This is a genomic window from Nocardia sp. NPDC052316, from assembly GCF_044547795.1.
In the GTDB taxonomy this organism is placed as follows: domain Bacteria; phylum Actinomycetota; class Actinomycetes; order Mycobacteriales; family Mycobacteriaceae; genus Nocardia.
In genome coordinates this window covers 215,710-229,271 of record NZ_JBIUBB010000003.1, presented here as the reverse complement: position 1 = coordinate 229,271, position 13,562 = coordinate 215,710, and the positions used below count along the sequence as shown (strand labels likewise).

13 protein-coding genes are annotated in these 13,562 nt (G+C 65.1%); 3 read left to right on the top strand and 10 right to left on the bottom strand.

Annotated elements, in window-relative coordinates:
* Positions 1 to 14: 14 nt before the first annotated feature.
* From ACIHA7_RS13800 to ACIHA7_RS13755, 10 genes are all read right to left on the bottom strand, one after another.
* On the bottom strand, positions 15 to 329 hold the full coding sequence (locus tag ACIHA7_RS13800) for a YbaB/EbfC family nucleoid-associated protein (RefSeq protein ID WP_397289169.1): 315 nt from the start codon (positions 327 to 329) through the stop codon (positions 15 to 17).
* A complete protein-coding gene (locus ACIHA7_RS13795) occupies positions 326 to 796 on the bottom strand; it encodes a hypothetical protein (RefSeq protein WP_397289167.1) in 471 nt (156 codons plus the stop codon). The genes ACIHA7_RS13800 and ACIHA7_RS13795 overlap by 4 nt, the downstream gene beginning before the upstream one ends.
* Entirely contained in the window at positions 789 to 1,574 is a 786-nt protein-coding gene (locus ACIHA7_RS13790) for an ESX secretion-associated protein EspG (RefSeq protein WP_397289165.1), read from the bottom strand. The genes ACIHA7_RS13795 and ACIHA7_RS13790 overlap by 8 nt, the downstream gene beginning before the upstream one ends.
* On the bottom strand, positions 1,571 to 3,241 hold the full coding sequence (locus ACIHA7_RS13785) for a hypothetical protein (RefSeq protein WP_397289163.1): 1,671 nt from the start codon (positions 3,239 to 3,241) through the stop codon (positions 1,571 to 1,573). Before ACIHA7_RS13785 ends, ACIHA7_RS13790 begins: the two co-directional genes overlap by 4 nt.
* A 12-nt stretch (positions 3,242 to 3,253) precedes the next feature.
* The gene (locus ACIHA7_RS13780) at positions 3,254 to 3,976 is read right to left on the bottom strand and encodes a YbaB/EbfC family nucleoid-associated protein (protein ID WP_397289161.1); all 723 of its coding nucleotides are present in this window, start codon (positions 3,974 to 3,976) and stop codon (positions 3,254 to 3,256) included.
* Positions 3,977 to 4,046: 70 nt separating this feature from the next.
* Positions 4,047 to 4,871 (bottom strand): ESX secretion-associated protein EspG, encoded by an 825-nt coding sequence (locus ACIHA7_RS13775; protein ID WP_397289159.1) that lies wholly within the window; start codon positions 4,869 to 4,871, stop codon positions 4,047 to 4,049.
* Positions 4,871 to 6,766 (bottom strand): hypothetical protein, encoded by a 1,896-nt coding sequence (locus ACIHA7_RS13770; protein ID WP_397289156.1) that lies wholly within the window; start codon positions 6,764 to 6,766, stop codon positions 4,871 to 4,873. Before ACIHA7_RS13770 ends, ACIHA7_RS13775 begins: the two co-directional genes overlap by 1 nt.
* A 166-nt stretch (positions 6,767 to 6,932) precedes the next feature.
* On the bottom strand, positions 6,933 to 8,426 hold the full coding sequence (locus tag ACIHA7_RS13765) for a DUF707 domain-containing protein (protein ID WP_397289154.1): 1,494 nt from the start codon (positions 8,424 to 8,426) through the stop codon (positions 6,933 to 6,935).
* A gap of 89 nt (positions 8,427 to 8,515) precedes the next feature.
* Complete coding sequence (locus tag ACIHA7_RS13760; RefSeq protein WP_397289152.1) at positions 8,516 to 9,595, bottom strand: glycosyltransferase; 1,080 nt, start codon at positions 9,593 to 9,595, stop codon at positions 8,516 to 8,518.
* 36 nt (positions 9,596 to 9,631) lie between these two features.
* A complete protein-coding gene (locus ACIHA7_RS13755) occupies positions 9,632 to 11,524 on the bottom strand; it encodes a hypothetical protein (RefSeq protein WP_397289150.1) in 1,893 nt (630 codons plus the stop codon).
* A 147-nt stretch (positions 11,525 to 11,671) separates the two neighbouring features.
* Between ACIHA7_RS13755 and ACIHA7_RS13750 the strand changes: the two genes are divergently transcribed.
* The 3 genes from ACIHA7_RS13750 to ACIHA7_RS13740 all read left to right on the top strand — a co-directional run bounded on the left by ACIHA7_RS13750 (position 11,672) and on the right by ACIHA7_RS13740 (position 13,549).
* The gene (locus ACIHA7_RS13750) at positions 11,672 to 12,133 is read left to right on the top strand and encodes a nitroreductase family deazaflavin-dependent oxidoreductase (protein WP_397289148.1); all 462 of its coding nucleotides are present in this window, start codon (positions 11,672 to 11,674) and stop codon (positions 12,131 to 12,133) included.
* A 224-nt stretch (positions 12,134 to 12,357) separates the two neighbouring features.
* On the top strand, positions 12,358 to 12,693 hold the full coding sequence (locus ACIHA7_RS13745; protein ID WP_397289146.1) for a DUF3140 domain-containing protein: 336 nt from the start codon (positions 12,358 to 12,360) through the stop codon (positions 12,691 to 12,693).
* A gap of 187 nt (positions 12,694 to 12,880) precedes the next feature.
* Positions 12,881 to 13,549: a lysophospholipid acyltransferase family protein gene (locus ACIHA7_RS13740; protein ID WP_397289144.1), complete on the top strand. Its 669-nt coding sequence runs from the start codon at positions 12,881 to 12,883 to the stop codon at positions 13,547 to 13,549.
* Positions 13,550 to 13,562 lie beyond the last annotated feature (13 nt).

Here is a 13,562-nt window from a genome sequence, read left to right as displayed (position 1 = left end):
GCGGGTCGCGGATCCTACTGTTCACCTTGCTGTCGTTTGTTCACCTTGCTGTTGAAGTCCTCGACCAGCCCGCCGCGGACCGCCAAGGCCCGCTGCGCCGCGACGGATGCCGCGGTCACCACCGCCCCGTCGAATTCGTTTGGTGACAAACGGGATATCCCCTCGGTCAGGCGAAGATCGAGGAGCCGGCCCGCGCCGTCGACGACGGCCGTGACCGTCGCGTCGTCGCTGGTGTGCTCGACCCGGATCGCGGCGATATCCTCGGCGAGCTTGCGCATCCGATGAATCTGCGCGGTGGCATCCGCTTCCAGTGCGGCGAAATCGGTCACCATGTGCTCCCGTCCTGATCGAGCCAGCTGCGCGGCTCGTATTCGTGTTCGGCCTCGTCGGCGAGCTCGGACTGCTCGACCGCCTGCTTGGTGGGCAGGCCGAGCAGCCGCAACGCGTCGTCGCCGAGACCGAGGCCGGTCAGGTATTCCCGGCGGCGCACGCCCGCCCGGTCGGTGGCGAGCCTGCACAGCCGCAGCACGTCGTCGGCGAGATCGTCCGGATCGCGGCGCAGTTGGTCCGGCGTGACGCGCACCATGGTCGGCAGCCCGGAATCCGTTGCGGTAACGACGATGCCGCCGCCGCGCAACGACGCTTCGCCCGTCGCGAAGGTTTCGAAGTCCGGCGCATCGGGCGGCTCCGGCGCCGGTTCGGGCTCGGCGCCTTCGTACACCGGGTCGTCGTGCACAGCCGACTGGATCGCGCCGGTGTACCAACCGGTGTCGGCGGCTCGGGTTTGCTCAGGCACGGCGCTCGTCCTCCAAGGTCTGCAACACGGTGGTGATGTGGGTGGTGATCATTGCTGCCAGCCGAGGCCGGTCGACGGGCGTCGCGACCGGCCCGGCCGTGTCGGTGACGGCGTATCGGCCGTCGTCGACCAGGTCGTGCCATTCGATGCGGTAACGAGTTATCCCGCGTGGCCCGAAAATTGAGCTACCTAAACGGGTTTCGATGACGCCGAGGAACTCGGCCTGCTTTCCCAGCCATTCGGCGCTGCGCCGGTCGACATCGGAGTAGCTCTCCTGCACCTTCGACCGGCCGTAATAGTGGTCGGTGGCATCATCGTTCGGCGCGGTCACCAGCGGCGTATCGGGCAGGCGCCCCGCGGCCCGCTCGGGTAGCGCCCCGGCAATGGCGCCGGCGAGCCGGTCCGCGGCACCGGCGGTTATCACGTAACCGCCGCTGTGCCAGATGCTTTCGCCCGGCAGCTGGCTGATCAGTGTGGCTACCGCCCCCTGCCGCGCACCGAGTACCCGTACCAAGCCGTCGGGACGGTCCTGGTGCCGCGGATCGAATCCCTTGGCCGACACCAGGACGTCCGCCCGCGCGACCCGGATGAGCGCGTCGTGCAGGGCGCCGTCGTCGGCGTCGGCCGTGCGCGCGCTCGCCTCGGCGCGCAACCGCGACCAGTCCTCGGCACTCTCGCCGCGGTACAGCGCGAACAGCGGAGCGGGCAGCCGATCCTGAAACAGGCTGTCCCACAGGTCGATCAGTTCTACATCGGTGAGCCGCCAGGTCCGACTCACCGGTCGAGCACCGGACGGATGCCGCGCCCCGGCTCGCCGAGCGCCTCGTCGAGATGGTCGGTGGAGTTCAGGTATTCCGAACGCTTCTTGTCTCGCTCGTCGTTCGGATTCGACCGGCCGGGGACGCCCCCGTACGGTGCCCCCGGCTGCAGGCCGCTGCCCGGCCCGGCCCGGCCGACCACCTTCGCTTCCGTGGGCACCACGGCGCGGGGAAACAGCGGGCTCGGCGCCGCGCCGAGGGCCACGGGGGCGCGGCCACCCACGCCCCTGCCACCGATGCCACTGCCACCCTTGCCGACCGGAGTTCCGGTGTGTGTGCCGACCGGCGGCACGGTGCCTGCGAAGATGCCCGGGTTCTTCGACGGGTCGGTGGCCAAGTTCGCGAACGGTTTGTTCAGCGGCGACAGCAATTTCTCGTCGATGCCCTCGATCGGTTTCGGCGGCTTGACCGGGTTTGTGGTCGGCGGTTTCGATCCGGGATCGGGGTTGCTGATGGTGGGTGGTTTGGATCCACCGGTCCCGGTGCCACCGCCGCCGCTGTTCTCACCGCCTGCACCACCGCCACCTTCGCCACCGCCGCCTTCGCCGTCGGTAGGCGGCTTGTCACCGGCGTCGCCGCCCGCACCTTCGGGTTTCTCCTCGCCGTTCTCGGTCGTCGGCTCGGTCATCGGTACCCCGGGCGTCTCATCGCCGACGAACAATGCTGGAGTCGTCACCGGGTCCGGGGACGGCAAGGTCACGATGCGGCTGGTCGTATTCGGATAATTGTTGGAGTAGTGGAGCTGAAAGTTCTCCTGGTACCGGATCAAATTGACTTCGTTCGCCATATTCTGCGAGATGGAGGTGGCCGGTGGCGGCGACGGTGTCGGCGGCATGGCGGTCTGCTTGGTCTGCTGGAGCCAGCCTGAGGTGTAGACCAGGGTGTCACCCAGGAGGTTCATATCGCCGGTGAGCTGCTTGGAGGCCTCGGTGTAGCCAGTGGTTGCCGTGATCGCCGACTGCGCGCCGACACCCTGCCACCGGTCCGAGGTGGACGAGATGGTGGTGCGCAGGGTCGTGAAGCCGGTTTCGAGCGTCGAGGACAGCCAATGCCACACCTCTCCCGCATTGGCTACGGCCTGCGGGGTCATCGAATTGCAGATGATGTAGAGCGCTTCCCAACCCAGCTGCCCGCCCATTTCGGGGCCGAACCCGAACGAGTCGTATTTCGTCACCGGGTCGGGTTTGCGTGGACTGCCGGGGATGGTGCCGGTCGGTGGGGTCCCGCTCGGCGGAGTGCCCTTCGGGTTGAAGGAGAGGTCTTCGAAGCTCGCCGCCGAGTCACCCTCGGTGCGGGCGTAGCGCTTGCCCGCGGTGACGAACGTGTTGCCCATGTCGACCAATATCTGACGGTGCCGGTCGATGCGCTGCCGCAACTCGGTGCCGAATTTCATGCTGAACACCGTCCACAACAACTGGCCCGACACCGAAGCGGCGATCTGCGGGCTGGCCGCAGCGGTGTTCTGGTTGATCCAGTTCTGCACGCCCACCACGACTTCGAGCATGTTCTCGACGTGCTCGGCGCATTGCTCGGCCGTGCCGGGTTCGAGTTTCAGGTTTCCGTTCTTCGCCGAGGTGAGCAGGCCCGCCCAGAGCGTGCCTTCGGACGGATTCGGTTCAGGTGCCATGTGTCTCTCCGATCACCGCAGTTGGTCGCGAAGACGTTCGATGCCCGCCAGCACGACGTCCGGTCCGGGAAAACGCGGCCGGTCGTTCTCGACGGTCGGCGCGTAGAGGTCGGCGACCTTGCGCGCCACCGCCGCCACCGCCGCGCGCGACGCCGCGACGATGGCCTCGGCGATCTCCTCGTAGCCGAGATCGGCGATGGCGCCGGAGAATTGCAGATCGATCAGCACGCTGTCGGCGTTCACCGCTACGGTTACCCGGCGGCCCTCGGCGGAGGCGGTAGCGAACAACCGGGCCCGGTGCTCTTGCAACTCGATCAGATCGGCCTGCTCGTCGAGAGCGGCGAGGGGCTCACGCTCGGCAGGTGCGGTCAGCAATGCCGGTGGCGGCGGCGGAAGCTGCTGCTCGTCCGGCATCCAGTCGACCAGATCCGACAGCTTCGGCAAGCCGAGCAGCGCCGTCCGCTGCGCCGAAAGAATCTCGTCGGCCTTGCGTTGCACCGCCGCGGCCGCCCGCTGCGCCGCCCGCACGACGCCGCGGGCGATCTGGTGGTAGCCCAAATCCTTGATGTCGTCGTCGAAGTCGACCTCGGTCACCGCACCGGACACGTCCGCCACCACGACGATGCGCTCCCGCTCGGCCGACGCCGACGCCGTCACCGCCTGATGCAGGCGTTTGGCCTCGGCGAACCCGCTGATGAGCCGGTGCACGTCGTCGACCACCTGGGCGACTTCCATTCTCAGCCGATCATTCGGACCGTGCACCGGGCCTCCGTCTCCTGGGTGCGGGACATGATTCGTTCACCCCTCATCGGCCGTGGTCGTAGACGCTGGCCCTGGCCACCCCGCGGCGCGACTCGTCTTCGCGGACCAGCATGAGTTCGTCGCAGTGCCGGTCGATGAGTGCGCGGAATCCGTCGCTGTCGACCGCGACGGCGGCGGTAGGTGTTTCCATGCCGATCGCATAGCAGCCATCGCCCGGATGGTCCTCCCAGACCAGCCATTTCGTCACCTGGCCGGCCGGGCCGAAGTTCGAATGGCCCTGGGTGATCACGACTCGGCCAACGGTCGCCTTCGGCGCCGCCTGCCATTGCCTGCACCGGGCGTCCACGTCGCCGTCGCCCTCGTCGTAGAGCGAGCTGCGGCCGTGCCAGTGATCGAGATCCGCCGCTCCGCCGGAGTCGAGCAGTTCCACCCGAGGCTGGTGGCCCGCCGTCATGGGCGGAAGTTTTTCCATCAGCAGGCGGGTCAGCGATGCCGCATCGCACTCGGTGATCTCCAGCTCGTCCTGACTTTCCAGCATGGTCGGGCTGAAACCCTGGATCAGTACCGCGCGATCACCGAACTTCCTACCCGCCATCACGATTCGACCATCAAGCACCCGCGCGGCGCTGTAGTCGTCGGCGTGGACAGCCAGCCGGATATCGGCCCGAAGCGATTTGACCAGCACGTCGGCCAGTGCCGGATCCCACGCGGCTTGCAACTCACCCCAGACCCGCGCCTTGGCGAACTGGTAGTCGTAGTAGCCGCGAATGGGTGAGGTGTAGATGAACGGCCAGTTCCGATCGCGGTCGACGAGTCGTTCGCGCAGCACCCGATATTCGAGGCCGCTCAGGCGCCAGGTGCGTTCCACTATCGGTTTCCCTCCACCGTAATAATGCCGGGGGTCCCGGTCGCTGTGTCGCCCGCCACCTCGGTGGTCGACTTGGTAGCCGTGAAGTCCTCGAACACCTCCGACTCATGCCCGCCGGCTCGGCCGGGAAGATCGAGCCGCAACTGCGGTGCGCCACCGGGGGGCAGCGCGAAGGACACGCCGAGGGGCCCGGTCGCGCCCGAGGGGAACAGCTGCTCCTCGAGGTCGTGCACCTGCCGTCCGATCCGCTCCGACGCCTCGTCCAGCGCCTGCTTCACCGTCATGGTGCCGTTCTCCACGGCCTTTGCCAGCTGCTGCAAGGCGGGGCCGAGCTGGGCGGCTAGTTGATTACCGAGTTGCACCAGTGTCGGGATCGCCGACGCGATCAGTTGCAGCGCTTCGGAGAACAGACTCATCATGTCGGCACCAGATGCGCCGCCGCCTACTCCGATCGGACCCACCGGCCCAGTAGGGCCGATGCCCTGACCGGGATTGCCCGTAGGGTTCGAGCCACCGCCGCCGGTGCCGCCACCGGATTTGCCGCCGCCGGAACCGGTTCCGCCACCGGAGCCTTTGCCCTCGCCCCCGCCACCGGTGCCGCCGGACTTGCCGCCACCGCTCCCTGCGCCCTCCCCGCCGCCGCTCTTGCCGCCGCCGGATTCCCCGCTCTTACCGCCGCCGGATCCGCCGCCATTGCCGCCGCCGTTTCCGCCGCCTTTACCGCCACCGCTGCCGCCACCGGGATTGCCGGTAGGTTCCTTATAGTTGTAACTGCCGGGCAGATCACCGGTGGCACCCATCAGCTTGTTCGGATCGGCGAACATGGGAATCAACCCCGCGAGCTGCGTCACACCCCCGCGATAACCCTTCTGACTACTCTGCGCATCACCCTTGTCCCAGAACGCCCGCATCGCGGTCAACGCACCATTCACATCGGTGGATCTGAGGACCTTGGAGGGCTGACCACCCGCGTCATACGCCTTGAAATCCGCGTACTGATACAAACGAGAATAAATGAAACTGTTGAAATCAGCCGTATTACCGACAACATTCGACATCGACTCCATACCCCGCTGCAAGGTATCCGTCGCCTGCAGATATTTCTCCAGGAAAGCCACCGCGCGTTCGGCGCCACGACCCTCCCAGAATCCATTCTTGAAAACGAACTCCACCTCGTCGACGAACTTCTGCACCGAACGCCGCCACAGCACGCCCAACGCCTTCCACTCACCCGCGAGCCAGAACGTATTACCACCATTCTTCTCGATCATCTTCGCGATATTGGCGAAATCGAGCAGGACGAAAAAGTCACCGCTCTCGATCGCGCCCTCGATCCGCCCCTTTGCACCCGAATCGAAACTGACGCCCGAACCAGCAGTTGTCGGCAACCCCGGTCCCGACTTCCAATTATTGGGCGCAGTAGCGTGAAACTTCGACAACTCCGACCAATGATCCGTCCCCTTCTCCGGGGCGTTAAAAGTATGCGCATTATCATCATCGGTATTGCTATACGACTTGTGTGCCGCAACAAAAGTATTCGCCATCACCGTGACAATCGCCTGATGATTCTTCAAAATGTCGACCAGCTCGACTGTCCGCTTGTCCTCGAACTTGTCGAACAACATCTTCATACTATCCAAAGTCGTCACCCGCTGCGCCGCACTATCGACCGAAAAATCCTTCTTATTGTCGATCGTCCACACGAACTTCCCGAAATGTTCCCCCAGCACCAAATCAATAAACCCCTTGATGTCGGCCGCGAACCCCTCAGCCGCCGACACCAACTTCCCCAACCCCCCGCCATCGACCTTCAACAACTTCAACTTGCCGTCCTGCGCACCCTTCAACAACCCAGACCACTCGGTCTGATCGAAACCAGGCCCACCCGACGTCATCCCACTCCTACCGTCAATTCACTGCATCCGCCCTGAGTTTCTAGCACCGAACATTCGGACGGTCGCGCTGTAAGCCGACCGCAGCCCGGTCCGTACACCATCCGTTAACCAACGCCGTGCGATGGCTCGTCGCGGTACCGGCGCCCCAGCACGGGACAACGTCTTCTTAGGCGCTCAGCCGTGTCGCGCGAGCAGTCGACGGCCGCTGGAGCACTGCGTCCATGCGCATCAGTTCGCCTTCTGCCACCAGGCGTCTGACCATTCCGTCGCAAGGGATTTCGGCGCGGAAACAGGCACCGGCACCGTCGAGACTGCCGTGCGCTACGGCCACCTGCAGCAGGTCACGGGAGTAGTGCGCGAAATGGCGCGCCATGGCGCCGCCGCCGCTCGCGGCCTCGGTAGCGCGGGCCAGCCAGCTCTCGAAACTCGGATAGGGGTAGTGCAAAATCATCGGCGCCGTGACTGTTCCGCTCGCGCAGTCGAATCCGGTGAAGCTGTGCCGGTCGACCGGTTCGATATCCGAATCGAGCCGAACGGCGCTGCGGTTCGCGGGCGCGTCGAGGAATGCGGAGCGCCCGCTGACGCGGAACAAGGTGCACTCGCGGAACGGGTCGGCGACCGGGTACGGCTTCGGAACTGCCTCGTGGGCGATAAAGGTAACCTGTCCGGCCCCCGGAATCTGCCAGCGACGCCTGCCGTCGTCATAGAACAGTTCCCGCGGGCCGAGGGGAAGAAGCCAGGCCATACCGGCGGAGCGTGCGGTCGCGACGGCAGCGTGAATATTGGCCACCTCACGCTCGACCGGATCGGCTACGGGAAGAATGATGTCGCACACCAATATCGGGTGCCCGGCGTCGCGTACGAGTTCGCGCACGGCAGGATCATCGGAGTAGACAATGATCAGATCAGCATGGACCGCATGGTGGTCGAGCCAGTCCGTGAGCCCCGGCTGCGGCCCGTCGACGGAGACGCAGATCGCCGTCGGCTCGGCGCGTTCCCGGTGCCCGGCGCCGACCCCCCGATACACCGAGGTTGTCAGTTCGATCTCGTGCTGTATCAGGTAGTCGTAGTACTCCGCCCACGTGTTCACCCCCGCCGCGCGAGCCGCCGCGTAATTCGGGCCGCCGACCGGCCGCGTATGCCGGACGGTCACCGCGTCGACAATGGCGATCGACGATGTGTCCTGCACGAATCTGGGCCAGTGGAAGTCCAGGCCCCACCCCGTCTGGGTTGCGTCGAAGGTCGGCAGGCAGCGGAGCAGGAAGTCCCGGCGGAAACACGGTGCCATGATCTCGACGAAATTCGTATACCGGAGCTCGAACCTGCGATCGACCAGGGTGATCTCGTGGGAGTAATAGCTGTCCTCCGTGAGTGCGGGCTGCGACAGCGCGAGCCGATAGCGTGCGGCGTATTCGAACAACTCATTGATGGAGGCGGTGTCGGTTGCCAGATCGTCGTCCGGGAGCCAGATGTAGTCGTAGTCAGCGATCGACTCGGCCAGATCGATGGTGAGAACCTGGTGCAACGCCGGCCATTTGGGGCCTTTGCGGTCCAGTCGACGCACGTCGCCGGTGCGATAGCGGTGCGGATCGTCGCCGAAATAGCTTACGACCAGATCCCAGGTGCGCGGTTCCGGGCCGGCGAGCCATTGTTCGTGCAACGAGGTATCCCCGGCCCGTAGTACCACCAGATTCCTGCGCCGCCCTCCTGCGCGGAATACGTTCGGCCGCTGCCGGATTGCTCCGCTGCTCACGCGGCGTACCAGCCCTCTCCCCAGAGCGTGCCGAGTCGTTCGAAATATGTCTCGTACTGCGGGGCAACGGCTTCGGTGGAGAATTTGGACACCGCGTAGTCGCGAATTCCTCGATAGTCGAGCTTGTCGACCGCAGCCGCGGCCTCGCAGAATTCGCGCAGCGTACGACAGCGAAAGCCCTGCACACCCTGTTGCACGGTCTCGGTGAACACACCCCAGTCGGTGGTGATCACCGGAGTCCCGCACAGCATCGCCTCGGCATGCACGCCGCCGAACGGTTCCAGGTACAGCGACGGCACGAAAACCCCACGGGCCCGGCTCATCAGCTCGCCCCGGCGTACATGATCGACAACCCCGACATACTCGGCGACATCGGCGGGCGGTGCCACACCCGCGCCTGCGACAACCAGCTTCACCCCGAGCCGCTGACAGGTGTCGACGGCGATCTGAATCCCCTTCGCCTCGACCAGGCGACCCATGAACAGGAAGTAGTCGTCCTTCTCGTCGGAGAACGGGAAGTCCTCCACCTCATAGTAATTCGGGATCACCGCGTCATAGAACTGACCGCGAGCGCTCATCACGCCGGGAACCATGGAGCGCGAACCATAGACGGAGTGCATCCACGCGTAACTTTCGAACACCCGATAGTTCGCGAACACTCCGCTGTAGCCGATCCCGAACTCGACAGTCATCAGCTCGGGAAAGGTGTCTGCGATCGGCTGCTGGCAGGTGCCGCCGAGCACGCAGATGAAATCGCGATCCTGCCTGCGCTTGGCGATTTCGGTGATGGCACGCTCATTCGTGGTGGTCCAATGCGGATCGTAGGCATCCCAGGTGAGATTGTTGAGCTCCTTGTACAGATCGTTGCCGCCGAACCACTCGGCCTGGTCCGCCTTCGACGCGATGGTGACGAACTCGGTGCAGGCCGCGTCGTTCTCCTCGCCGCCGTACAGATACACCTCGTGGCCCAGGCCCGTCATCATTCCGGCGAAACGCCGGATCTTCTGGGTGTAGGCGCATGGCTGATAGTGCTTGGTGGTTTGCGTATTGGGGAAATTGACGACATGAAAACGCATGGCAGAGCTCACGTTTCGGCTCGAAGGATGGGCTGGTCAGCGGTCGATGATGGGCCGGACCGACAGGGGATCTTCGCCGACCGCCTCCTCCAGGTGCTCGGTGCTGTCCAGGTAGGCCGCGCGTTTGCGCTGTTGCTGCTGTTGCTGTTGGCCGCCGGGGGCGCCGCCCATGCCGCCACCCATCGGGTAGCCGCCATAGGGCATCGCGGCCGAGGGGGCCACGCCGGCCCGCGCGGCTACCGATTCGGCGGTGTTGCCCGGCGCGGCCGCGCGGGGGAACAGCTTGTCCTCCAACGGGTTCGCTGGTTTGCCTACCCCCGCCGCGCTACCACCCGCCGAGCCGCCACCGACACCGGCCGGCTTGATGTCGAAGCCGAACGGGCCGGAGGCGCCGGTCGGTCCGGACGCGCCCCAGGGGCCGGAGGCGAACGGGAGCAAGGGGCCGGACACCATTCCCGATGCCAATTGCTGCAATGCCTTCGTCAGTGCCGATAGCGGCCCGGTCGCGCCGGCGACCGGGCCGGTGGCCCCGCCAGGAGTCACACCCTTCGCAGAAAGTGGTGCGCCCGCTGATGATTGAGTTCCGCCGCCGGAGCCTGGTGGCTTGCTGCCGGATCCAGGTGGTTTGCTTCCCGCGCTGCCCGCAGCGCCGCCGGTACCTTTGCTTTCGCCGCCGCCACCGGTGCCGCCACCCGATTTGCCGCCACCGGTTCCGCCGCCCTTACCGCCGCCGCCGGTTCCACCGCCACCCTTACCCCCACCACTTCCACCACCGGGATTACCGGTCGGTTCCTTATAGTTGTAACTGCCCGGCAAATCACCAGTCGCACCGACCAACTTATTCGGATCAGCAAACACCGGAATATAACCCGCCAGCTGCGTCACACCCCCGCGGTAACCCTTCTGACTACTCCGCGCATCACCCTTGTCCCAGAACGCCCGCATCGCGGTCAACGCACCGACAACATCCGTGGACTTATTGATCTTCGCGGGCTGACCACCCGCATCATACAACGTGAAATCCCCGTACTGATACAAACGAGAATGAATAAAACTGTTGAAATCAGCCGTATTACCGATCACATTCGACATCGACTCCATACCCCGCTGCAACGTATCCGTCGCCTGCAGATACTTCTCCAGGAAAGCCACCGCCCGATCAGCGCCACGACCCTCCCAATACCCATTCTTGAAAACAAAATCGACCTCGTCGACGAACTTCTGCACCGACCGCCGCCACAAGACGCCCAGCGCCTTCCACTCACCCGCCGACCAGTACGTGTTGAACGCATTGCTCTCGATCATCTTCGCGATATTGGCGAAATCGAGCAAAATGAAAAAATCACCATTCTCGATCGACCCCTCGATCCGGCCCTTCGCCCCCGCATCGAAACTCACCCCCGAACCAGCAGTCGTCGGCAACCCCGGACCCGACTTCCAATCATTCCACGGAGTCGAGTTGAACTTCACCATCTCCGACCAATGATCCGTCCCCTTCTCCGGAGCACGAAAAGTACGCGCACTATCATCATCGGTACTGCTATAAGACTTGTGCGCCGCAACAAAAGTATTCGCCATCACCGTGACGATCGCCTGATGATTCTTCAAAATATCGACCAGCTCGACCGTCCGCTTGTCCTCGAACTTGTCGAACAACATCTTCATACTGTCCAGAGTCGTCACCCGCTGCGCGGCACTACCGACCGACAAATCCTTCTTGTTATCGATCGTCCACACGAACTTCGCAAAACGCTCCCCCACCACCAAATCAACAAACCCCTTGATATCAGCCGCGAACCCCTCACACGCCGACACCAACTTCCCCAAACCCCCACCATCGACCTTCAACAACTTCAACTTGCCGTCCTGCGCACCCTTCAACAACCCAGACCACTCGGTCTGATCGAAACCAGGCCCACCCGACGTCATCCCACTCCTACCCGCTCAGCCGCTGCTGCCGGACACCTAACCACGAGGAAGTACCTACGTCAGGACGCTCGCGACCCGAACCACCAATCGGACACCTACGGTTAACCATCGGGTATGCCGAAGCCCGCTAGGTGAAGGAGGACAGCCTTGACAAGCTGGATCGCCGCTCTTGGTGCACGTGCATTACAGACCCGCTGGTTGGTGCGCGCGCCGATCCGGCTCTACCGCGCCGGACTCGGGTTCCTACTCGGTACCCGCGTCCTCATGCTCGAACACGTCGGGCGTAAGTCCGGTGCGAAGCGGTACGTCGTGCTCGAGGTTGTCGACCGGCCGAACTCGGACGAGTACATCGTCGTCTCGGGGTTCGGCCCGAAAGCGCAGTGGTATCGCAACATTCAGGCGCAGCCGCAGGTGCGTGTCTCTACCGGCCGGTTGCGAGACGCACCCGCGATCGCATCGCCGATGAACGAGGATGACGCGGCCGACGCGCTGGCGCACTACATCCGCCACCATCCGGCCGCGTGGAAGAGGCTGCGAGGCAGCATCGAGCGGGCGACCGGGAAGCCCGTCGACACGTTGCCGATGGTGCGGCTACATCTGGTCGGCTGAGGCAGTTCACCGTCGAGACTCGCCCCGGAGTGGGCGGCCTCGCCGTCCTGCGGCCAACGAGAGCCCCGCCGAGTTTGCGGACGCTTCGGGTTTTGCCCCGAATCTCGCGGGTAGTAGCCGTGACGGAAGGAGGGATGCCGACGAGAGTGCCAGTTCATGAGAGAAGTCCAGGTGGCAGCGGTATCCAGACCCTGCCGGACGATCGTGGAAATGGGGTGAGCACGATGGCGGAGACCCACGTCGACGACGATTTGTGGGACGAGTTCCATCGCGTCGTGAATATGTCCTCCCGCGAGCTGCGGGATTGGTTGCGTACCGCAAGCGCGGGCCCGGATGCAGAGACATTGCCGGACCACTCGGGGCCGCGGCTCGGCCAGCGGGTGCTGGCGATCCTCGGTAAGCGCCGGACCGACCTGGTGGCCGAGGATGTCGATGCGATGCGCACGGTGGTGCGCGAGGTGACCGACGCGCGCCGCGCCGACTTGGAACCGGTGGCCGGCCAAGCGCATTGGCGACACCGGCTGATGTCGCTCGGGCACGATCCACTGAAAGGACCATGACCTGCGGGGCCACGACCACTCCGGTCGATGAGGCGCGCGCCGCAGGAGGGTACGGGCGCTGCTTCGGCACCGGTAACCCGCCCGCGCACTGAATCTCGCACGCGTCGCGCGTATCAACCGCATCGGTAGCCTGGTGCGAGGGCAGGAAAACCGTTCCGCGCCGAACGGACAGTGTGGGGGGCAGTGGATGAGCGAGGAATCGTTTGAGCGGCCGAAGGGGCTGGGTAAGCGGGCGTGGGTGACCACGAAGCTGGTGCGTCGCATACTGCGCGGGCTCGCCTGGTCGAAGCTCGTTCGGGTCACCGTGCTCGGCCGCGAAGTAGTGCCGCAAGCCGGTCCGGTGATCGTGGCGAGCAATCACATCTCGATGCTGGACGCGGTCTTTCTCTGGGGCGCGCTGCGGCGGCGGGCCGTCGCCATCGCGATGGCGGAGCTGTGGTCGTGGCCGGTGGTCGGCTGGCTGGTGCGGCGGCTCGGCCAGATTCCGGTGCTGCGCCGCGACAGCGCGTCCGGGCTGGTCGCGCTGTCGCAGGCCGAGCAGATCCTCCGGCACGGCGGCGTGCTGCTCATCTACCCGGAGGGGCGGCTGGTCGCCGCCGGCGAGCATGAACCGTACAAACCCGGTGTCGCGAAACTGGCGCTGGCGACCGGGGTTCCGATTATTCCGGTCGGCACGACCGGCACCGATCGGGTGCTGCCGTTGCGCCGCGCCCGCGGCTCCGGGCCGGCCTTCGATCGCCGCCAGCAGGTGACCATCCATTTCGGCACGCCCATCGACCCCGCTGACTTCGACGATCCCGACAAGCTGCTCGATCAGCTGCGCCGACGGATCGAGGACCTTCGTGCGGTGGATTGACCGCGCCCTGACG